The following is a 19,843-nucleotide window of genomic DNA, read 5'->3' as shown; positions in this document are numbered from 1 at the left end:
GAGGCGGCCTTGACCGCGGAGTCCGGCGGGCCCGCCGCCGAAGAGACCGCCGTAGCACTGCGCTTCGCTGTGCTCGGGCCGGTGCGTGCCTGGCGCGGCGAGGAGTCACTGAGCACCGGCTCTCCCCAGCAACGCGCCCTCCTGGCCGCCCTGCTGCTCCGCGAGGGCCGCACGGCCACCGCCGCCGAACTGATCGACGCCCTGTGGGGTGAGGAGCCGCCCTCGCAGGCCCTGGCGGCGCTGCGGACGTACGCCTCCCGGCTCCGGAAGGTGCTGGGCCCCGGCGTACTGGTGAGCGAGTCCGGAGGGTACGCGGTCCGTGGGCTGGGCGACGGTGCGCTGGACCTCTCCGTCGTGCAGGACCTGGCGGCGGAGGCGGAGAAGGCCCGCTCGGCCGGAGACCTGTGCCACGCGCGGGACGTCCTGGGCCGGGCCCTGGCCCTGTGGGACGGCGAGGCGCTGGCCGGCGTGCCGGGCCCGTACGCGGAGGCGCAGCGGGTCCGCCTGGAGGAATGGCGGCTCCAACTGCTGGAGTCCCGCCTGGACATGGACCTGGAGCAGGGCTGCCACGCGGAGGCGGTCTCGGAGCTGACCGCGCTGACGGCGGCGCACCCCCTGCGCGAGCGGCTGCGCGAGCTGCTGATGCTGGCGCTGTACCGCAGCGGACGCCAGGCGGAGGCGCTGGCCGTGTACGCGGACACGCGCCGCCTGCTCGCCGACGAACTCGGCGTGGACCCGCGCCCGGGACTGCGGGAGCTGCAACAGCGGATCCTTCAGGCCGACCCAGGCCTGGCGGAACCGTCGGCGCCCAGGGCGGAGCCGGCCGCCGCGCCGGTACGCCCGGCCCAGCTCCCCGCCACCGTCCCCGACTTCACGGGCCGCGCCGCCTTCGTGTCGGAGCTCGGCGAGGTGCTGGCCTTGGCGGAGGGCCGGGTCATGGCTGTGTCGGCCGTGGCGGGCATCGGCGGCGTCGGCAAGACGACCCTGGCGGTCCACGTGGCGCACCAGGCGCGGGGAGCGTTCCCCGACGGCCAGTTGTACGTGGACCTGCAGGGCGCCGGCGCGCGGGCGGCGGAGCCGGAGACGGTCCTCGGCTCGTTCCTGCGGGCACTGGGCACCGCCGATTCCGCCATCCCCGACACCCTGGAGGAACGGGCGGCGCTGTACCGCTCGATGCTGGACGGCCGCCGGGTTCTGGTGCTGCTGGACAACGCCCGCGACGCCGCCCAGGTACGCCCGCTGCTCCCCGGCATGGAGGGCTGCGCGGCACTGGTCACCTCCCGCGTCCGGATGGTGGACCTGGCGGGGGCCCACCTCGTCGACCTCGACGTGATGTCCCCGGACGAGGCCCTGCAGCTCTTCACGAAGATCGTCGGCGAGGAACGCGTGCGCTCGGAGCGGAAGGCCGCCCTGGACGTCGTGGCGGCATGCGGGTTCCTCCCTCTGGCGATCCGCATCGCCGCCTCCCGCCTGGCGGCCCGCCGCACGTGGACGGTCTCGGTCCTGGCGGCGAAGCTGGCGGACGAACGCCGTCGCCTGGACGAGCTCCAGGCCGGCGACCTCGCGGTGAAGGCCACCTTCGAGCTCGGGTACGGGGCACTGGAGCCCGCCCAGGCCCGCGCGTTCCGGCTGCTCGGACTGGCGGACGGACCGGACCTCTCGCTGGCGGCGGCCGCGGCGGTGCTGGACCTGCCGGTGGAGGAGACCGAGGACCTGCTGGAGTCCCTCGTCGACACCTCGCTGCTGGAGTCGGCGGCCCCCGGCCGCTACCGGTACCACGATCTGGTGCGGCTCTACGCGCGTGCCTGCGCGGAGCGGGACGAGTGGCCGCCCAGTGAGCGGGAGGCGGCGATGTCCCGGCTGCTGGACTTCTACCTCGCCACCGTCGCGGGCGTCTACCTGATCGAACGGCCCGAGGACCGGCTCGTGGACCACCTGGAGCGCACCGCGTACCCGGGGCTGGCCTTCTCCGACCGTCACGCGGCGCAGGACTGGCTGTACGCCGAGGCGGTTTCCCTGCTCGCGTGCGTACGCCAGTCCGCCCGGCCCGCGACGCTGCGGCGCGCCGTCGACATCCTCTGGGCGGCGGTCGACCTGGCCGAGTCGGGTGCCAACTCCAAGGAGTACGAGGCCGTCGCCGGACTCCTGCGGGACGCGGCGCAGGAAGCCGGGGACTCCCGCACGGAGGCACGGGCGCTGACGATGCTGGCCTTCGTCCACCACATCTCCGGCAGCAGGTTCGACGTGGCCGTCCGGGAAGCCGAGCGAGCCACGAAGCTGGCCCGGGAGGCCGACGACCCGCTCACGGGCTGCTGGTCGTCCAACATCAGCGGGGTGGTCGCGCTGTACCAGAACCGGCACCAGGAGGGCGAGGAGCACTTCACCCGCGCCATCGACAGTTTCCGGGCCCTCGGCGACCGGCCCGGTGAGGCCAGCGCCCTGTGCAACCTGTCCCGCATCCATCTGGCCACCGGCCGGACGGACACCGCGGTGGCGATGGCCCAGCGGGGCGCGGCGATGTACGACGACATGGGGCACGCCCTGCGGGGAGCCAACGGCCGGTACGCGCTGGGTCTCGCCCTCACCCAGAGCGGGAGGCTGTCCGAGGCGACCGAGTGCCTGCACCAGGCCCTCCAGGTGTTCCGGGACAGCCGCCAACGCCTGTGGGAGGGCATGACCCTGTTCCGCCTCGCCGAACTCGACCTCGCGGCACGTCGCCCGGCCAAGGCCGCGGTGAACGCCGAGACGGCCCTGACCCTGCTGCGCGGCATCGGCGGCGAGTGGCGACGCGGAAACGTCCTCACGGTGCTGGGGCAGGCGCTCGACGGGATCGGTCAGCGCGACCGGGCCCAGGTGTGCTGGCGGGAAGCCCTGGAGATCTTCGACGTGTTGGGATCTCCGGAAGCGGCCGAGGTCAGGAGCCTGCTGAAGCCGGCACCGGTGGTCTGAGGCGGCGTCCCCGGCCGCCCGGCGTTCCGCGTTCATCATTCGTTTATCGCCGCCCGGCACTCTCAACCGTGTCGAGCCGTCGCGTCGGGGGGCAGGCGGAGCGACGAGCGGCCGGACCTCTTAGGGTGAACCGGCCCAGCAGATCCGCCCGACAGCCCTCGGGGGAGTTGCCGGGCGGATCTCTCAGTCCATCGCACAACACAGGGGAGTCAGCGACATGAGCGACGAGAACAGCACCGACAACGTCCACGCCACGGGCGAGCCGACCGGTGACGCCACGACGGACAACGTCCACGCCACCAGCGAGCCCATCACGACCAAGAACGTGCACGCCACCACCAAGCCGCTCAAGGTGACCGACGAGGACACGGGCGAGGCGTCGACGGACAACGTGCACGCCACGGACGAGCCGGCCTGACCAGGCCTTTCCGGACGGGGGATCGACCGCGGCGGCGCGGAGGGGAAGCCGCCGCGGTCGAGGCGTGTCCGGCATCCGCCTCAGGACGTTCCGTGACCGCGCCGGCCCCCTCCGTCCGCTACCGGGATTCATTCGCAGTGCATCGGCCTTCAGGCCGGTGGTGAAGCGAATCTGTCATGGTGACGCGGAGCGTCACGGATGCTGTCCTGCGGAGCAGGAGAGCGCAGGCGTCATCACGGCCGACGCGGAGCGTCAGGGGCCCGATCCGGCGATGCCGGGCAACGCCTCCCTCGTTCGGACCGTTCCGCTCCTCCCGGTTCAAGGGAGTACCGACCGTTCATACGTTCCCCCTGGTGGCGGGTGGCGCTCGTTCGTACGATCACCGCATGCAGCTTCGGTACGCCTTCAGGCTGTACCCGGACACCGCCCAACGCCTCGCGCTGGCCAGGGCGTTCGGGTGCGCCCGCGTCGTGTACAACGATGCCGTGCGCGCCCGCGAGGACGCCCGCACGGCTGGGCTGGCCTTCCCCACCGCCGGGCACTTGTCGAAGCAGCTGATCACCCAGGCCAGGCAGACACCCGAGCGGTCCTGGCTGGGCGAGGTCTCCGCGGTCGTCCTCCAGCAGTCCCTGCGCGATGCGGAGACCGCCTACAAGAACTTCTTCGCCTCCCTCAGGGGCGAGCGCAGGGGCGCGAAGAGCGGTGCGCCCCGCTTCAAGTCCCGCAAGGACAGCCGTCAGTCGATCCGCTTCACCCCCAATGCCCGCTGGTCGATCACCGGTTCCGGGAGGCTGAACCTCCCGAAGATCGGCGCGGTGCAGGTGAAGTGGTCCCGCACCCTGCCCGCACAGCCCTCCTCGGTCACCGTGGTCAAGGACGCGGCGGGACGGTACTTCGCCTCATTCGTCATCGACACCGACCCGGCCGCTGACGCCGCCCGGATGCCCGGCACCGACCAGAGGGTCGGTATCGACCTGGGCCTGACCCACTTCGCCGTCCTCTCCGATGGCCGCGTGATCGACTCCCCGCGCTTCCTGCGCCGGGCGGAGAAGAGGCTGAAGAAGGCCCAGCGGGAGCTGTCCCGCAAGCAGAAGGGATCCAGGAACCGGGAGAAGGCACGCCTGAAGGCCGCCCGCGCCCACGCGAAGGTGGCCGACGCGCGCCGGGAGTTCCACCACCAGCTCTCCACTCGGCTGATCCGCGACAACCAAGCGATCGGTGTGGAGGACCTGGCGGTCAAGGGACTGGCGCGCACCAGGCTGGCGAAGAGTGTGCATGACGCGGGCTGGGCGCAATTCGTGCACATGCTGGAGTACAAAGCGGTCCGGTACGGGCGCACCTTGGTGAAGATCGGCCGGTTCGAGCCGACCAGTCAGGTGTGTTCGGCGTGTGGGGCCAAGGACGGCCCCAAGCCCCTGCACATCCGGGAATGGACCTGCGCCGCCTGCGGTGCGGTGCACGACCGGGACCACAATGCCGCGAAGAACGTGAAAACGGCCGCCGGACTGGCGGTGACAGCCTGTGGAGCGCAGGTCAGACCAGGACTCGTCCCGGCACAGCGCGACGAAGCAGGAAGCCATGGAATCCCGTCCGAACCCCGTACCGCGTAGCGGCACAGCAACGGACGAGAAGGCCAGAATCCTCGGGCTTCAGCCCGAGGAGCAAGTCAACGGCCCCGCAACTCCCCCTTGACCACCTTCCCGCCGGCGTTCCGCGGCAGCTCCCGAAGGAACTCCACCGTCCTCGGGACCTTGTAGTTCGCCATCTCGCGTCGCGCCCAGGCGATCAGGTCGTCCCCCGTCAGCACGGCCCCCGGCCGCCGGACGACGTACGCCTTGCCGACCTCCCCCAGCCGGGGATCCGGTACGCCGATCACCGCCACGTCGGCCACGCCCGGGTGCAGGCCCAGCAGTTGCTCGATCTCCGCCGGGTAGGCGTTGAAGCCGCCGACGATGAACATGTCCTTCAGGCGGTCGGTGATGCGCAGGTTGCCCGCCTCGTCCAGCACGCCCACGTCTCCGGTGCGCAGCCAGCCGTCGGCCCCCAGCACCTCGGCCGTCGCACCCTCGGCCTCGGCCCCGTCGTCGTAGTAGCCGCGCATGACGGCGAAGCCGCGGACCATGACCTCGCCGGGGACACCGGGCCCCGCCGTCCGTCCCCCGGCGTCCACCACCCGCACCTCCACCCCCGGTATCGCCCGGCCCGACGTCGACGCGATGACCGCCGGGTCGTCGCCGCGGCGGCACATCGTGACGATGCCGCTCGCCTCGGAGAGGCCGTACGCCGTGAGGACCGTCCCGACGCCCAGTTCGCCCCGCAACCGCTCGACCAGGCGGAGCGGCACCACCGCCGCGCCCGTCACCACCAGGCGCAGGGCGGAGAGGTCGTGGGCGTCCCTGGCCGGGTGGTCCAGCAACGACTGGTGCAGGGTCGGCGGGCCGGGCAGGACCGACACCCGTTCCGCCGCGATGTTGGCCAGCACGGTGTCGACGCCGAAGACCGGCTGGGGGATCATCGTCGCGCCCCGCATCAGGCAGGCGATCACGCCCGCTTTGTAGCCGAAGGTGTGGAAGAACGGGTTGACGATCAGGTAGCGGTCGCCCTGCCGCAGTCCTGCCAGGTCGCTCCACACCTCGTAGGCCCGCAGGGTCTGCGCGTGGGTGATCACCGCGCCCTTGGGGCGGCCGGTCGTACCGGAGGTGTAGATGATGTCCGAGGGCGCCGAGCCGGGGACCGCCAAGGCCCGGGCCCGGACCTCCGCCTGCGCCACCGCGTCGCCGCTCGCCAGGAAGTCCTTCCAGGTGCGGAAGTCGGCGGGGGCGTCGTCGGACAGGACGACCACCTGCTCCAGTGCCGGCAGCCCCGGCAGCACTCCGTCACCCGCCCCCCGCTCCGCCGCCCTCCGCAGTGACGCCACGTACGACGTCCCGAGGAACGTCCCCGTCACGAACAGCAGCCGGGCGCCGCTGCGCCGCAGTACGCCCGCCGCTTCCGTCCCCTTGAAGCGGGTGTTCAACGGCACCAGTACCGCGCCCGCCGAGACCGCGCCCAGGGCGGAGACGATCCAGTCGAGGGTGTTCGGGGCCCAGATCCCGACCCGGTCGCCGGCCGCGACGCCGTTCGCGATGCAGGCGGCCGCCGCGCGGTCCACGCGGGCGCCCAGCTCGCCGTAGGAGATGCGGGTACGGCCGTCCACCACCGCCTCGACGTCCGGGTACCGCTCGGCCGCCCACCTGACCAGTCCCGGAATGCTGCCCCACTCCAAGTCACCGCGCACGAGAGGCCTCCAGTCCCACTAGCTGACTACCCGTCAGATTAGCTGTAGTCTGACGGTCTGTCAGCCGCCCAGCGAGCGTGCGGAGGTAACGCCCAGCATGGCCGGAGCAGCAGGAATCAAGGACGCCACCGCCATCGTCGGCATCGGTGAGACCCCCTTCGCCAAGCACCTCCCCGAGGACGAGAAGACCCTCGCCTGCCGTGCCGTTCTCGCCGCTCTCGACGACGCCGGGATCGCGCCCGGCGAGGTCGACGCCCTCGCCTCGTACACGATGGAGGAGACCGACGAGGTCGAGCTCGCGAAGGCCGTCGGTTTCGGCGACCTCACCTTCTTCAGCAGGATCGGGTTCGGCGGCGGCGGCTCCTGTGCCACCGTCGCCCATCTCGCCGCCGCCGTCGCCACGGGACAGGCCACCGTCGGCGTCGCCTGGAGGTCACGCAAGCGGGGGTCCGGGCCCCGGCCCTGGAAGAACACCACCGTCCAGCTCCCCACCCCCGCCCAGTGGACGCGGCCCTTCGGTCTCCTGCGCCCCGTGGACGAGATAGCCATGCTCGCCCGCCGCTACCTGCACGCATACGGCGCCACCCGCGACCACCTGTTCAACGTCGCCCTGGCCTGCCGCAACCGCGCGAACCAGAACCCCGCCGCGATCATGTACGACCGCCCCCTCACCCGGGAGATGTACATGACCTCCCGCTGGATCAGCGAGCCCCTCTGCCTCTTCGACAACTGCCTGGAGACCGACGGGGCGCTGGCCTGTGTGATCGTCAGCAGGGAGCGGGCCCGGGACTGCCGGCGCAGACCCGTCTACGTCCACGCCGCCGCCCAGGGGCTCCCGGCCCAGCACCACGGCATGGTCAACTACTGGAACGACGACCCCCTCACCGGCCCCGCCTGGACCGCCGCCCGGCACCTGTGGAAACACGCCGACTTCACGCCCCAGGACGTCGACGTCGCCCAGATCTACGACGCGTTCACGCCCCTGGTCCCCCTCTCCCTGGAGGGCTACGGCTTCTGCGACCGCGGCGAGGGCGGCGCCTTCACGGAGGGGGGCGCCCTGGAGATCGGCGGGCGGCTGCCCCTGAACACCGGGGGCGGCGGGCTCAGCGAGGCGTACGTCCATGGCTTCAACCTGATCAACGAAGGCGTGAAGCAGCTCCGGGGAACCAGTACGGCACAGGTCCCGGCCGCCGCCACCTGCCTCGTCACCGCGGGCGAGGGTGTCCCCACCTCCGCCCTGCTGCTGAGGAGCTGACCCGTGCTGACCCCCGTCACCGACCCCGACGGCGCCCCGTTCTGGCGGTACGCCGCCCAGGGCGAGCTCCGCGTCCAGGCCTGCGCCGACTGCGGAGAGCTCCGCTTCCCGCCCCGCCCGTGCTGTCCGCACTGCCGGTCCTTCGCGAGCGGATGGCGGGCGATGTCCGGACAGGGGCGCGTCTGGTCGTACGTCGTTCCGCATCCGCCGCTCCTGCCGGACTACGCGGCGCTGGCGCCGTACAACGTCGTCCTCGTCGAGCTCGCCGACGCGCCGCACATACGGCTCGTCGGCAACCTGGTCAGGGAGCCCGGCGCCCCTCTCGACTCCGTTGATCCGCACGGCATCCGGATCGGCGCCAGGGTGAGCTTCGCGTACGACGGGACGACCGGGCTCCCGCAGTGGATCCCGGAGCGGCCGTGAGCGTGCGCGTCGACGCCGGCCAGGACACCGGCGTCGCCGTCGTCACCCTCGACCGGCCGGCCAGGCTCAACGCCATCGACCTCACGATGGCCGACGAACTCAGGGCCACGTGGCGGGAGTTGCGGTTCGACGACTCGGTGCGGGCCGTCGTCCTCACCGGCGCCGGGGAGCGGGCGTTCTGCACCGGGATCGACCGGGACGCCGTGGTACCGCAGCCGACGTCGCCGTACATGCAGGACGATCCGCTGCTCACGGTCGGGCCGAAGGCGAACGACCTGTGGAAGCCGGTCGTCGCCGCCGTGCACGGGATGGCCTGTGGCGGCGCCTTCTATCTGCTCGGGGAGTCGGAGTTCGTCGTCGCGGACACGACCGCCACGTTCTTCGACCCGCACACCACCTACGGCATGGTCAGCGCGTACGAGTCGGTGCTGATGGCGCAGCGGATGCCGTTCGGGGAGGTGGCGCGGATGACGCTGATGGGCACGGCGGAGCGGATCTCCGCGCGGCGGGCCCACGACATCGGGCTCGTCTCCGAACTCACCGAGCCGGGCGGGGCGTTGGAGGCCGCGACCGCCTGTGCCGCCGTCATCGCCGGGCATCCGGCGGAGGCCACCCAGGGAACGGTCCGCGCGCTGTGGGCGGCGAAGGAGTCGGCGCGAGCGCAGGGGTTCGCGCAGGCGCCGCATCTCATCTCGCTGGGGAACCTGCCCGCCGAGCGGCAGGCGGAGCTGTTCTCCGGCCGGCGCGGCGGCAGGTTCCGTCTGCGTTGAGCGTCCGTCAGCCGGCCGGGGCGTACAGGTCCGGGTCGCAGCGGTCGACCTGGGCCGCCATGCCCGGGGCGGCCAGGGGCACCCGCACCTTCACCACGCCTTTCGCGGTGACGAACTCGTCCACGCTCCGCACGTCCACCTGCTCGGAACCGGCGTCGAGGAACCTGACGGTGACGGTGAAGTCGGCGCCCCTGGAGTTCGGGTTGGTGACCTCGACCGTGGCGTACGCCTCATCCTCCGTCGCGCACGTCACCAGCTCGACCTTGGCGTCCCTCAGGGGCTTGGACGTGCCCCCGGAGGAACTGCCGGAGGAGCTTCCGGTGTCGTTGTAGTCGTCATCGTCGTCGCGGTACGTACTGCCGCCGGACGACGAGGACGAACTGTCGTGGTTCTGGCTGGAGCTGCTGCAGCCCCCGCCCCCGCCGTCGCCACTGCTGCTGCCGCTGCTGCGGTGACCGCGTCCCGTGGAGAACCCGGTGAGCGACAGCACCACCAGTGCCGCCACCGCTGCGAACTTGACCCTGCGTCCCCGTAGTTGCATGCCGTCACTCTAGGGAATACCTGTCACGATCATGTCACCGACTGGTGGAGGTCGCGTACCCGGCGTAGCCGCCGGGCCGGCCCCCGCCGCGTCAGGTGGTCCTGGCCGTCCCCGTCCCCTTCTCCGCGTCCAGCGCGTACACGCACCGGTCCTTGCTGCACGCGTACACGACCCCGTCCTTCACGACCGGGGAGCCGGTGATCTCGCCGCCCGTCGCGAGCTTCCACCGAAGGCGCCCGTCGTCGGCCTTGAGGGTGTAAAGCAGGTGGTCGGTCGAGCCGAAGTGGATACGGCCCTCGGCGACCGCGGGGGCGCCCACGATGTCGCCGCCCGCCTGGAAACGCCACTTGGGCGTGCCGGTGACCGCGTCCAGGGTGTAGAGCCCCTTGCCGCTGCCCACGTGCACGTGCCCGCCTGCCACCAGCACCGAGTCGACGGAGGACCGGGCCTCGGTGGCGATGCGCCAGCGGTCGCGGCCGTCGGTGGCGTCCAGGGCGTAGACCGTGCCGAGGTAGTCCGCCAGGTAGACGCCTCCGCCGGCGACCGCGGGGCCCGGTACGAAGGTGGGCGGGCACAGGAATACGGCCGGGGCCTCGAAGTGCCAGCGGACGTGGCCGCTCATCATGTCGAGCGCGAGAACCCGGGTGCCCGCGGACACGTAGACGTTGCCGTCGTGCGCCTGGGCCACCCGGACCGGTACGCCGCCGCAGGAGGCCGCGTCGCCGATGGGGTACGACCAGCGCTCGTCGCCCGTGCGGGCGTCCAGGGCGCGCAGCCGGGCGTCGTGCCAGAGGTAGACCGTGCCCTCGTGCAGGGTGGGTCCGGCCTCCGGGGACTCGAAGTCGGTCTGGCAGCCGGTGAGCTCCCACAGCTTCTGGCCGCCGGAGGCCTCCCAGGCCTGGACGCCGCCGCCGCGGGTCCCGGTGATCACGGTGCCGCGGTCGGCCTTGATGGAGTACACCCAGGCGTCCGTGGACAGCCGCCACAGGTCGCCGCCCTCGCGGGCGTCGAGGGCGAACAGGGTGGGTCCGTCGGAGGCGTGGATCCGGCCGTCCGCGACCGCCATCGACCAGGCCACGTCCCGCGTCTTGAAGCGCCGGCGGCCGGTGGCCACGTCCAGCGCGTGAACCTCGAAGGAGGTGACGTAGACGAGGTCACCGGCGACGGAGGGGGTGCCCCAGACGTCGTTCGACATACGGAAGCGCCAGGGGCGCCAGCCGGCCGCGGTCTCCGCGGGCACGGGAGGCGCCGACGGTACGGCAGGGCCCACGGCAGGGCCTGTGCCGTTGACGCCGGGGCTGGGCCTGGACCAGGAGGCGACCAGGCCGGCCTCCGGCGGGGGCGCCTTCACGGCGGCGGCACGGGCGTCGGCGACGCGCGGGCCGGGCCCGATGGGCACCTGGGCGCCGGCGAGGCGGACCGGGCCGGTGTCGGGGGCGGTGGACACGGACACGGGGCCCGGGACCGGCCCCGGGACCACGGGGTCGCGGGACGGCGGGGGCGGGATGGGAGCGACCCGGCCGCCTCCGCTGCGTCCGCCGCTCTGCGCCACCGGAGGCCGTCCGCCGCGCCGCGCCTCGATGAGGCCCACCGCACGCTCGGGCAGCCATGCCGACGCCGTACCGCTGTCGTCGGAGCCGGAGCCGAAGAGGTGGGGCGCCAGCTGGGACTGGAGGTCGGCCGGGTTGGGACGGGCCGTGGCCTCCATCTGCATACAGGACTCGATGAGGGGGCGCAGTTCGTCCGGGAGGCCTTCGAGGTCCGGGCCCTCGCGGAGCAGCATGAAGACGGTCTCGACGGGGTTGGCGCCGTGGAAGGGCGGGTGGCCGGTGGCGGCGAAGACCAGCATGGAGCCGAGCGAGAAGACGTCGCTCGCGCCGGTGACGCTGCGGGAGTCCTTGGCCTGCTCGGGGGACATGTAGGCGGGGGTGCCCACGGCGACGTTCGTCATCGTCAAACGCGTGTTCGAGACGCCGGACGCGATACCGAAGTCGATGACCCGGGGGCCGTCCTCGACCACCAGCACGTTCGAGGGCTTCAGGTCACGGTGGACCAGCCCGGCGCCGTGGATCGACTGCAGGGCCTCCGCGACGCCCGCCGCCAGCCAGCGCACCGCCTGGGCCGGCATCGGCCCGCACTCGTTCACTATCTCCTCGAGCGAGGGCGCGGGGACATAGGCGGTGGCCAGCCACGGCACGGCCGCACGCGGATCGGCGTCGACCACGGCCGCCGTGTAGAAGCCGGAGACCGCCCGGGCCGCTTCCACCTCCCGGGTGAAGCGGACGCGGAAGAGCTGGTCCTCGGCGAGTTCCGTCCGGACCGTCTTGATCGCCACGCGTCGCCCGGACGCCGAGCGCGCCAGATAGACCAGCCCCATGCCGCCGGCACCCAGCCGTCCCAGCACCTCGAACGGCCCGATGCGCCGCGGATCGTGCTGCGTCAGCTGATCCACCACTTGCCTGCCACCTCCCCGTACGGGCCTCGTCCATGCCACTTATGGACGCGACCCCGTGCAGCGTCTCACCACCGCACCGCCATGGCGGCACGCACCCCGATTCTTCCTGGCCCGGGCGCTGGTTGCGAACCCGGAAACAAATGGGGTGTCTCACATCAAAGCAGGATTATCCCTCGCGCCGGCAGTGCGCCCTACCGTTCCAGCAGCGCGAACGACGCTCCCTGATTGTCGGTGACGACGGCCACCCGCCCGTACGAAGTCTCGAAGGGCGGCGTCTGGACCCGCCCGCCGAGCCGGTTCACCGTCCCGAGGGCGGCCGGGCAGTCCTCGACGCCGAAGTGGACGAGGAAGTGGGGCGGCATCTCGGCGGGGAAGACGTCCAGGACGGGGGCGCGGCCGAAGTCGGGCCGGGCCTCGGGGCCGAACAGGGCCTCGTGGAAGAGCCCGCCGTAGAAGGTGTTGGCGGCCTCGGTGTCCCGGGTGTACAGCTCGGCCCAGGCGAAGGTGCCCGGCTCGTGCCGTGCGCCGAAGCCGCGGTGCGTGCCCGGCTCCCAGAGGCCGAAGACGGCCCCCTCCGCGTCGGTGACCAGCGCGGCCGTACCCAGGTCGCCGACCGGCACGGGCGCGGTGACGACCTGCCCGCCGGCCGCCCAGACCCGGTCGGCGAGCCCTTCGACGTCCGGGGTGGCGAAGTACACCGTCCAGACGGTGGGCAGCCGCCCGTCCGCCTTGCGGGCGAGCGCTGCGACGGGTTCGCCGTCCCGCAGGGCCCACGTGGACCCCTGGTACGCGTCCTCGAAGGCCCACCCGAAGAGCTCACCGTAGAACCGCTTGCCCGCCTCGACGTCGGGAAGCTGTGCGTCCACCCAGCAGGGGACGCCCTCTCCGTAGACGTCCTCTCCGTACCCGGATGCCCTGTTTTCGGCCATGTCGCCAACGTAACGGCGTCTCCCGCACCCCGCAGACCAGGCACACCCGCCTCCGTCCGCCCGCGCACCCCATTTGCAGTCGGCCGAATCGCGCTCCCATCACCCCTCGGTAAGCTGACGACATGACAGGACAAGTGCGTACCGTCGACGGCCGCGTGGCCGGTCGGCGTGGGCAGGCGACCCGGCAGAAGCTGCTCGACTGCCTCAGCGAGATGCTCAGCTCCTCCCCTTACCGGGACGTCAAAGTCATCGATGTCGCCCGGAAGGCGGGAACTTCGCCCGCGACCTTCTACCAGTACTTCCCGGACGTCGAAGGCGCCGTCCTGGAGATCGCCGAGCAAATGGCCGCCGAGGGAGCCGGGTTGGCCGAGCTGCTCTCGGGCCGCTCCTGGGTCGGCAAGGCCGGCTGGCAGACCGCCCAGGAACTCGTCGACGGCTTCCTGGAGTTCTGGCGCCGCAACGACGCCATCCTCAGAGTCGTCGACCTCGGGGCCGCCGAGGGCGACAAACGGTTCTACAAGCTCCGTATGAAGATCCTCAACTCCGTGAACAACTCCCTCTCCGACACGGTGGCCGAACTGCAGGCCAAGGGCAGGGTCGACAAGGACGTGAATCCCGCGGCCGTGGCGGGTTCGATCGTCGCGATGCTCGCGGCCGTCGCCTCGCACCAGAAGGGATTCCAGACGTGGGGCGTGAAGCAGGCTGAACTCAAGCCGAACCTCGCGCTGTTGGTGCACCTGGGCGTGACCGGCAAGAAGCCGACGAAGTAACTCACATCCTTTTACACAGTCCCCAAGTCCTGTCTGGCAGGCGGTAGTTCACTCGGGTGGACTACCGCCTGCGTGCGTGAGGGAGGCCGGGACTCACCTCCGGACGATCCTGAAGAGCCGGATCTCCCGCTCCACCCGCTTCTGATAGGTGGCGTACGGCGGCCAGAAGGCCAGTACCGCCGCCCAGGCGGCCGCCCGCTCCTCCCCCTCCAGCAGCCGGGCCGTCACCGGGATGTCCCGCCCCTTCCAGCTGACCGTGGCGTCCGGGTGGGCGAGGAGGTTGGCGGTCCAGGCGGGGTGGCCGGCCCGTCCGAAGTTGGAGCCGATCAGGATCCAGCTCTCGCCGCCCGCCTCCGGCATGCAGGCCAGCGGCGTACGCCGGGCCAGACCGCTTCTCGCCCCGGTCGAGGTGAGGATCACCCCCGGCAGCAGCTGGGCGCTGAGCAGGAACTTCCCGCGGGTCAGCCGGTGTACGGCACGGTCGAGCGCGGGGATGACGTGGGGCGCGACCTTGGCGAAGCCCCTCGTCGACGACACCTTCTGGACCACACGCTCGCCGATCACATCGCCACCTCCGCGCTCTCGAGAAGCCGTGCCGTGTCGGCGGCGTGCGCCCGGAGCCGGTGCGCCGGCCCGAACAGCAGCTCGTCGCCACAGGCACGCTTGAAATACAAGTGAGCCTCGTGCTCCCAGGTGAAACCGATGCCGCCGTGCAGCTGGATGCCCTCGGCGGACGCGGACCGCAGGGCCTCCAGGGCCTGCGCGAGGGCGAGCCCTCCCACTCGCCCTCCCGTCTCCCTCCACCGCCCTTCCAACGAGGCTCTTCGCGCCGCACCTCCGGATTCGTGCGCCGCCGCCCACGCCGCGTAGCAGGCCGCCGAGCGGGCCGCCTGCACCTGTACGTACACGTCGGCGAGCCGGTGCTTCACCGCCTGGAAGGACCCGACCGGCCGCCCGAACTGCTCCCGCTGCCGCACGTACGCGACGGTCAGGCCCAGCGCCCGGTCGGCGGCCCCGACGGCCTCGCCCGCCAGGACGGCGGCGGCGCTGTCGCCGAGGGCCGCGAGTGCGGTGAGTACGTCCGCCTCCTCGCCTCCCAGCAACTCGGCCTCCGTGTCCCTGAGCTGGAGGCGGGCCTGCGGCCGGGTCGCGTCGAGGGATGTCTGCCGGGTCCGCACGAGCCCTGCCGCGTCCCCGCGCACCAGGAAGAGCAGCGTCCGCGAGCGCGCGAACCCGCCCGCGTGCGCGGCGACCAGCAGCAGCCGCGCGCTGTGCCCGTCGAGCACCTGGTCGGCCTGCCCGTAAAGGCGCCAGCCGTCCCCCGCCCGCCTGGCCTGCACGCCCCCGGCCCGGCCACCGCCCGCCCAGTCGCCGGCGTTGTCGCCGGTGAGGGCGAGGGCGGTGGCGAGGTGGGTGCCGGGTACGGCGAGGGTGGCGGTGAGCGCACCGGAGGCGATCCGCGGGAGCAGCCCGGCCCGCTGGGCGTCCGTGCCGAGGGCGAGCAGCAGCGGGGCCGCGAGGATGGCGGTGGCCAGCAGGGGCGAGGGGGCGAGGCAGCGGCCCGTCTCCTCGCAGGCGAGGGCGAGTTCGGTCACCGAGCAGCCGACACCGCCGTACGTCTCGGGGAGCGCGAGGCCGGGCAGCCCGAGGTGTTCGGCGAGGGCGGTCCACAGGGCGGGGTCGTGTCCGGCCGGGGTGTCGAGGGCGGCCCGCAGTTCGGCGGGCCCGCAGTGCGCCCGCAAGAGCTCGCGGAGGGTACGGCGGATCTCGTCCTGCTCGGCGGTGAAGCCGGCGTCCATGGGCCCTCCTCGAAGCCGTCCGTCACCAGACCCGGATCGATATCTGACGGGTCGTCATATTAGGGCGGGGAGGGCCGGATGCCCAGCCCCGCGACACCTGCCGCCCACCACCAGAACTGATGTACCGTCAGATTCATGAGGACGGGATCCCGGAACGTGGCGATCGTCGGCGTCTCCCTCTCCGACTGCGGCCGCGTGGACGACGCGACGCCGTACGCCCTGCACGCCCAGGCGGCCCGCCGGGCCCTCGCCGACGCGGGACTCGGCAGGGAGGTGGTCGACGGCTTCGCCTCGGCCGGCACCGGCACCCTCGCACCCGTGGAGGTCGCCGAGTACCTGGGCCTGCGCCCCACCTGGGTCGACTCGACATCGGTGGGCGGCTCGACGTGGGAGGTCATGGCGGCGCACGCGGCGGACGCGATCGCCGCCGGCCACGCCAACGCCGTACTGCTGGCATACGGCTCGACCGCCCGCGCGGACATCAGGGCAGGCCGCCGGACCGGCACCCTCTCCTTCGGCGCCCGCGGCCCCCTCCAGTTCGAGGTGCCGTACGGCCACACGCTCATCGCCAAGTACGCCATGGCGGCCCGCCGCCACATGCTCGAACACGGCACGACGATCGAGCAGTTGGCGCAGGTCGCCGTCCAGGCCCGCGCGAACGCCGCCCTGAACCCCGAGGCGATGTTCCGCGACCCGGTGACGGTCGACGACGTCCAGTCCGGCCCGCTGATCGCGGACCCCTTCACCAAACTCCACTGCTGCCTGCGCTCCGACGGCGGGGCGGCGGTGCTGCTCGCCGCCGAGGAGTACGTACGGGACTGCCGTACGGCACCCGTGTGGATCCTCGGCACCGGCGAGCACGTCTCGCACGCGGCCATGTCGGAGTGGCCCGACTTCACCACCTCCCCGGCGGCGGTGAGCGGCCGGCTGGCCTTCCAGCGGGCCGGGGTGCGGCCGGAGGAGATCGACTTCGCGGAGATCTACGACGCGTTCACGTACATGACCCTGGTGACACTCGAAGACCTCGGCTTCTGCGCGAAGGGCGAGGGCGGGCCGTTCGTCGAGAAGGGACGGCTCAGGGTCGAGGGCGGGGACCTGCCGGTGAACACGGACGGGGGCGGACTGTCGGCCCAGCATCCCGGGATGCGAGGACTGTTCCTGCTGGTGGAGGCAGTACGTCAGCTACGGGGCGAGGCGGAGGGCCGCCAGGTGCGCAAGAACGGCGGGCGGCTGCCGGAGCTGGCGGTGGCCTCGGGGACGGGCGGGTGGTTCTGCTCTTCGGGAACGGTGGTGCTGGGGCGGACTCGCCCGTAGGTCCGTAGGCCCGTCGGCAAGACCTGCTGTGCGGTTCCTTCGGGCGGTTGGTGCAAGCCCCGTCGGGCGGGAACAGAGGCTACGCCGAATGGCGTTGGGCTGACACAGGACGATGACGCCCGAGCCGCCGGAGGAGATCGCATGGCCCTGACCCGCGATGAACGTGAGAAGTTCCTGGCCGAGCCGCACATCGCCGCCCTCGCGGTCGACGCGGGAGCGGGACGCGCTCCGCTGACCGTGCCCATCTGGTACCAGTACGAGCCCGACGGCACGGTGTGGATCATGACGGCGCTCGACTCCCGCAAGAACGAGCTGATCCGTGCGGCGGGCCGGTTCACGCTCATGGTCGACCGGCTGGAACCCACCATCCGGTACGTGTCGGTCGAGGGTCCGGTCATCGAGACGACCCCCGCCACCATCGAGCAGCTCCGGGAGATCTCCGCGCGCTACCTCCCGGCCGACAAGGTGGACGGGTACGTCGACGTGGCCTGGAAGGAGTACGGCGAGCAGGTCGTGATCCGGATGCGGCCCGAGCGCTGGGTGTCGTCGGACCTCGGTACGGTCTGAGGCACGGCAGGCACGACAATCGGGGGATGGGAACAGATCTTCACGAACTGCTGAGGTCGCTGCGGGTGTGGGACCCGGAGGTCACCACACTGCCGGCCTTCGACCCGACCACCGCCCCCGCCGACCCCCTCCCCCTGTTCACCACGTGGTTCGCCGACGTGGTGGCGGCCGGGCAGACCGAGCCGCACACCATGTCCCTCGCCACGTCGGACGCGGAGGGCCGGCCGGACGTACGGACCGTGATGCTGCACGGCGCCGACGCGGACGGCTGGTCCTTCGCGACCCACGTCACCAGCCGCAAGGGCGCGCAGCTGACCGCTCGCCCGTACGCCGCGCTCGGCTTCTACTGGCCGGTCCACGGCCGCCAGGTGCGCATCCGCGGCCCGGTCACGGCTGCCCCGTCCGGGCAGGGCCAGGCGGATCTGCACGCCCGCTCCACCGGCGCGCTGGCCGCTGCCCTCACCGGACGGCAGAGCGAAGTCCTCACCTCGCTGGACGAGTTGGCGCGGGTCTCTCAGGCCGCCTGGGAACGGGCGCAGGGCGAACCGGAGGCCCCGGTGCCCTCCTGGACGCTGTACCGCCTCCGGCCGCAGGAGGTGGAGTTCTTCCAGGGCGACGTGCGACGGCAGCACGTACGGCTGGTGTACCGGCGTGAAGAGGACACCTGGGCAAGGGAACTGCTCTGGCCCTGACGGGCCTACTCCGGGAATTCGCGTTCCGAGAACCTCCGCTCCGAGAACGCGTACACCGCGAAGTCGGCCACCGGCCGGTACCCGATCCGCCGGTACAGCGCGTTGCTGGTCGGGTTGGCCAGGTCCGTGAAGAGCAGCACCTCGTCCGCGCCGGCGTCCCGAGCAACCCGGCTGATCGCGGCGGTGACGGCCCCCGCGTAGCCACGGCCTCGCAGGTGCGCCGGGGTGTAGACGGGAGCGACCCGGACCTGGCCGGCGACCGGCGGAGTGACCCCGGCCATGGAGACGGGGGTGCCGTCCGGGGTCTCCCAGAAGGTGATGCCGCCGGAGGCGATACGGGCGTCGGCCCAGGCTTCGGCGTTCGAGGCGACGCTCGCGCCGATCGCCTCGGTGAACTCGTCCTTCCAGCGCACGAGGAGGGCCCGGTCGCTTTCCCCGGCGACCCGTGCCCGCCCCGCCGGGGCCGGCTCCGGCACGGTCAGCGTGCCGAGGCTGTACAGCCGCTGCCGCTGCCGGAGCGCGGCGCGGGCCCCCGTGCGGGTCTGCCAGGCCGCGGCGAAGGCGGCGGCGGTCTCACGCTCCGCTCCGACGCCGGGGACCGTTCGGCCGAGTCCGGCCAGATGAACAGCGAGGGAGTCGGCGTCCTCCGCGGTGAGGGCGGTGAGGTGCAACCGGCGAGGAGGAGTCTGGAAGTAGGTGGCCCGTACGGCCCCGTCCCGCTCCAGCAGGCCGAACACGGGCCGCCCGTCGGCGCAGGCGAACGGGCCGCGGGTGCGAAGCTTCTCGGTCACCGTCAGCGCGACCGTGTGCAGGGCGGGCCGGGAGCGCAGGAAGGCTCCGGCGCGGGCGAGGAAGCGGTCGAGGTCTTCGGTGCGGTGCCAGGTGCCCGCGGCGCCGGGCCGGTCGTCGGGTCGCATCGTGCTACGACTCCGGCTCGGGGTCCGTCGCCAGGCGTGCGTGCAGGTGTACGTCCCGGAAGGCGTCCGTGCGGCCCGCCTCGAACATCGCGTCCCGCAGCGTGCCCTCGTAGCGGAACCCGCACCGCTCGGCGACCCTGCAAGAGGCGTCGTGGCCGACGGCGTGACCGAGTTCGAGGCGGTGGAGGCCGAGGTCGGTGAGCGCCCAGCGGGCGGTGAGGGCGAGGGCGCCGGTGGCGACGCGACGGCCGCGGGCCTCGGGGAGGACCCAGTAGCCGACGCGGGCGAGGCGCAGGTCGTGGTCGATCGCGTTGACGCCGATGTGCCCCAGAGCCGTACCGGTCTCGGCGTCCGCCACGCAGTACGACACCGAGACGCCCTCCACCGCCTGTACGGCCCTGGAGCGCAGTGACTCACGGGCGCCCTCGAGGTCGGTGACCGGCCTGAGCGGTGTGTTCCAGCGCCGGAACTCCGCTTCCGTGATGCCGCGCAGCCAGGCCGCGACGTCGGCTTCGGACCGGGGGTCCCAGGGGCGCAGGCGTATACCGGGGCCGTGCAGGTCGGGGAAGGGGCGGGTGCGGCTGCCGTGCTGGTCGTCGACTTGGGTCATCGGCCCATTGAAGCCCCTCGACGTGCCCCGCCGAAGCCGCTCGGGATCATCGGTGCGTCCACGGCCCACCGAAGCCGCCCGGCCTCGGTCGCGCAACGTGCACCCGGCGAACCGGACTCACGCAGGCATCCCGAACCCGCCGAAGCCGCTCGGGGTC

The 19,843-nt window shown here is 72.5% G+C and carries 18 protein-coding genes; 10 read left to right on the top strand and 8 right to left on the bottom strand.

Annotation, left to right across the window (positions count from 1 at the left end; genetic code table 11):
• Positions 1–9 precede the first annotated feature (9 nt).
• From KUM49_RS46780 to KUM49_RS46770, 3 genes are all read left to right on the top strand, one after another.
• The gene (locus tag KUM49_RS46780) at positions 10–2,949 is read left to right on the top strand and encodes a BTAD domain-containing putative transcriptional regulator (protein ID WP_217243104.1); all 2,940 of its coding nucleotides are present in this window, start codon (positions 10–12) and stop codon (positions 2,947–2,949) included.
• Between the two features lie 217 nt (positions 2,950–3,166).
• A complete protein-coding gene (locus KUM49_RS46775; RefSeq protein ID WP_217243103.1) occupies positions 3,167–3,367 on the top strand; it encodes a hypothetical protein in 201 nt (66 codons plus the stop codon).
• 386 nt (positions 3,368–3,753) lie between these two features.
• Entirely contained in the window at positions 3,754–4,977 is a 1,224-nt protein-coding gene (locus KUM49_RS46770; RefSeq protein WP_217243102.1) for an RNA-guided endonuclease TnpB family protein, read from the top strand.
• Positions 4,978–5,033: 56 nt separating this feature from the next.
• Here KUM49_RS46770 and KUM49_RS46765 read toward each other — a convergent pair whose 3' ends face one another.
• The gene (locus KUM49_RS46765; protein WP_217243101.1) at positions 5,034–6,644 is read right to left on the bottom strand and encodes a FadD3 family acyl-CoA ligase; all 1,611 of its coding nucleotides are present in this window, start codon (positions 6,642–6,644) and stop codon (positions 5,034–5,036) included.
• Between the two features lie 97 nt (positions 6,645–6,741).
• Here KUM49_RS46765 and KUM49_RS46760 point away from each other — a divergent pair, with 97 nt between their 5' ends.
• Genes KUM49_RS46760 through KUM49_RS46750 form a run of 3 tightly spaced genes read left to right on the top strand, consistent with a single transcriptional unit; the run spans position 6,742 to position 9,092 of the window.
• Positions 6,742–7,899, top strand: a complete 1,158-nt coding sequence (locus KUM49_RS46760; protein ID WP_217243100.1) for a lipid-transfer protein — start codon at positions 6,742–6,744, stop codon at positions 7,897–7,899.
• Between the two features lie 3 nt (positions 7,900–7,902).
• Positions 7,903–8,322: an OB-fold domain-containing protein gene (locus tag KUM49_RS46755; RefSeq protein ID WP_217243099.1), complete on the top strand. Its 420-nt coding sequence runs from the start codon at positions 7,903–7,905 to the stop codon at positions 8,320–8,322.
• Positions 8,319–9,092: an enoyl-CoA hydratase/isomerase family protein gene (locus KUM49_RS46750; RefSeq protein WP_217243098.1), complete on the top strand. Its 774-nt coding sequence runs from the start codon at positions 8,319–8,321 to the stop codon at positions 9,090–9,092. Before KUM49_RS46755 ends, KUM49_RS46750 begins: the two co-directional genes overlap by 4 nt.
• Positions 9,093–9,099: 7 nt before the next feature.
• Here KUM49_RS46750 and KUM49_RS46745 read toward each other — a convergent pair whose 3' ends face one another.
• The 3 genes from KUM49_RS46745 to KUM49_RS46735 form a co-directional block, all read right to left on the bottom strand.
• Positions 9,100–9,633: a hypothetical protein gene (locus tag KUM49_RS46745; RefSeq protein ID WP_254402840.1), complete on the bottom strand. Its 534-nt coding sequence runs from the start codon at positions 9,631–9,633 to the stop codon at positions 9,100–9,102.
• A gap of 91 nt (positions 9,634–9,724) precedes the next feature.
• Entirely contained in the window at positions 9,725–12,088 is a 2,364-nt protein-coding gene (locus KUM49_RS46740; protein ID WP_217243097.1) for a PQQ-binding-like beta-propeller repeat protein, read from the bottom strand.
• Between the two features lie 191 nt (positions 12,089–12,279).
• Positions 12,280–13,017 (bottom strand): VOC family protein, encoded by a 738-nt coding sequence (locus tag KUM49_RS46735; protein WP_217243096.1) that lies wholly within the window; start codon positions 13,015–13,017, stop codon positions 12,280–12,282.
• Positions 13,018–13,151: 134 nt separating this feature from the next.
• On the opposite strand from KUM49_RS46735, the gene KUM49_RS46730 reads away from it, so the two are divergent.
• Positions 13,152–13,787 (top strand): TetR family transcriptional regulator, encoded by a 636-nt coding sequence (locus KUM49_RS46730; RefSeq protein WP_217243151.1) that lies wholly within the window; start codon positions 13,152–13,154, stop codon positions 13,785–13,787.
• Between the two features lie 93 nt (positions 13,788–13,880).
• On the opposite strand, the gene KUM49_RS46725 is transcribed toward KUM49_RS46730, so the two are convergent.
• Positions 13,881–14,351: a nitroreductase family deazaflavin-dependent oxidoreductase gene (locus tag KUM49_RS46725; RefSeq protein ID WP_217243095.1), complete on the bottom strand. Its 471-nt coding sequence runs from the start codon at positions 14,349–14,351 to the stop codon at positions 13,881–13,883.
• On the bottom strand, positions 14,348–15,586 hold the full coding sequence (locus tag KUM49_RS46720; protein ID WP_217243094.1) for an acyl-CoA dehydrogenase family protein: 1,239 nt from the start codon (positions 15,584–15,586) through the stop codon (positions 14,348–14,350). The genes KUM49_RS46725 and KUM49_RS46720 overlap by 4 nt, the downstream gene beginning before the upstream one ends.
• A 135-nt stretch (positions 15,587–15,721) precedes the next feature.
• Between KUM49_RS46720 and KUM49_RS46715 the strand changes: the two genes are divergently transcribed.
• The 3 genes from KUM49_RS46715 to KUM49_RS46705 all read left to right on the top strand — a co-directional run bounded on the left by KUM49_RS46715 (position 15,722) and on the right by KUM49_RS46705 (position 18,159).
• Complete coding sequence (locus KUM49_RS46715; RefSeq protein WP_217243093.1) at positions 15,722–16,900, top strand: acetyl-CoA acetyltransferase; 1,179 nt, start codon at positions 15,722–15,724, stop codon at positions 16,898–16,900.
• 141 nt (positions 16,901–17,041) lie between these two features.
• The gene (locus tag KUM49_RS46710) at positions 17,042–17,467 is read left to right on the top strand and encodes a pyridoxamine 5'-phosphate oxidase family protein (RefSeq protein ID WP_217243092.1); all 426 of its coding nucleotides are present in this window, start codon (positions 17,042–17,044) and stop codon (positions 17,465–17,467) included.
• Positions 17,468–17,493: 26 nt separating this feature from the next.
• The gene (locus tag KUM49_RS46705) at positions 17,494–18,159 is read left to right on the top strand and encodes a pyridoxal 5'-phosphate synthase (protein ID WP_217243091.1); all 666 of its coding nucleotides are present in this window, start codon (positions 17,494–17,496) and stop codon (positions 18,157–18,159) included.
• A 5-nt stretch (positions 18,160–18,164) separates the two neighbouring features.
• Here KUM49_RS46705 and KUM49_RS46700 read toward each other — a convergent pair whose 3' ends face one another.
• Positions 18,165–19,076 (bottom strand): GNAT family N-acetyltransferase, encoded by a 912-nt coding sequence (locus KUM49_RS46700; protein WP_217243090.1) that lies wholly within the window; start codon positions 19,074–19,076, stop codon positions 18,165–18,167.
• Between the two features lie 4 nt (positions 19,077–19,080).
• Complete coding sequence (locus KUM49_RS46695) at positions 19,081–19,686, bottom strand: GNAT family N-acetyltransferase (RefSeq protein ID WP_217243089.1); 606 nt, start codon at positions 19,684–19,686, stop codon at positions 19,081–19,083.
• Positions 19,687–19,843 lie beyond the last annotated feature (157 nt).

This window comes from Streptomyces sp. AC555_RSS877 (genome assembly GCF_019049245.1).
GTDB lineage: Bacteria > Actinomycetota > Actinomycetes > Streptomycetales > Streptomycetaceae > Streptomyces.
The sequence above is the reverse complement of the archived record's forward strand: the minus strand, read 5'-3'. Positions and strand labels throughout refer to the sequence as shown.